Here is a 944-nt window from a genome sequence, read left to right on the forward strand (position 1 = left end):
GCCAACAAAATTCCAACTGATCCTGAAAGATTGCCCAATCGCAACCAACGCCGTCGTTAAATTCGACGGTACCAGCGTTGCGGGCGATAACAGCATGCTGGCGTTGACCGCAGGGACTGAAACCGCAGAAGGGGTGGCAATCCAGTTGTCTGATGCCAGCCAGAACGTGGTCAACCTGTTCGAAAGCTCACAGCCTTACGCATTAGTTGCAGGTGCTGGCACTCAAAACACGCTTGACTTTGTTGCACGCTACATCGCTATCAGCAATACCATCGTTGCCGGTACCGCTAACGCTAGCGCCCAGTTTACGGTTGTCTACCAGTAAGCTCAGTAGCCGTTTACGGTAATACATATTAACCAAGGCCGTAATTAATGAGCGGCCTTTTTTAATATTAATAACTTTTATAGAGGACCTGTGCTAGCAAACAAGACAAAAGTAGCGTGTGTGGAAAACAGCACTGCATTTCAAATCGCATTAATTGATGACTGTACGATGTCAACAATGGGCTTTGAGTCTCTGCTCTCCTGCATGCCGATGACCTGTAATCTTCATCACGCCAATAATTTAACTGCGTTAAAAAGCGTTCTGATTAAAGAAGAGATACAGATTGTTGTGATAGAACCGTTTAGTGCAGATAAAGCATTATTTCAGGTTATTGATTTTATCCATTGGGTAAGACATACCCTGCCTGAAATAAAAATTGTGGTATTAACACGGATTCAAGATAAGACGGCGCTACGCTCTCTCTACAACGCCGATATTCATGCGCTTATCTCTAAAAACGAACGCCTTAGTGAAATATCGAGCCTGGTTATTCAGTTGATTGAGAACAACTATGTTTGTAGCCCACACATTAGCAGGCTGTTAAATAGCAAAGCAAAACCGGTGTACCCTTTTTTGACCGAGGCTGAGCTTACTGTACTGAACTATTTCTTACGTGGTG

2 protein-coding genes are annotated in these 944 nt (G+C 44.2%); both read left to right on the plus strand.

Annotated elements, in window-relative coordinates; all coding sequences use genetic code 11:
• A partial coding sequence (locus AC2A1E_RS24170; RefSeq protein WP_484385869.1) for a fimbrial protein occupies positions 1 to 325 on the plus strand: 325 nt, incomplete at its 5' end.
• 120 nt (positions 326 to 445) lie between these two features.
• Positions 446 to 944, plus strand: a 499-nt coding sequence (locus AC2A1E_RS24175) for a hypothetical protein (protein WP_484385870.1), incomplete at its 3' end; no start/stop codon positions are given.

Source organism: Serratia sp. HNCC26DJ206, from assembly GCF_057180605.1.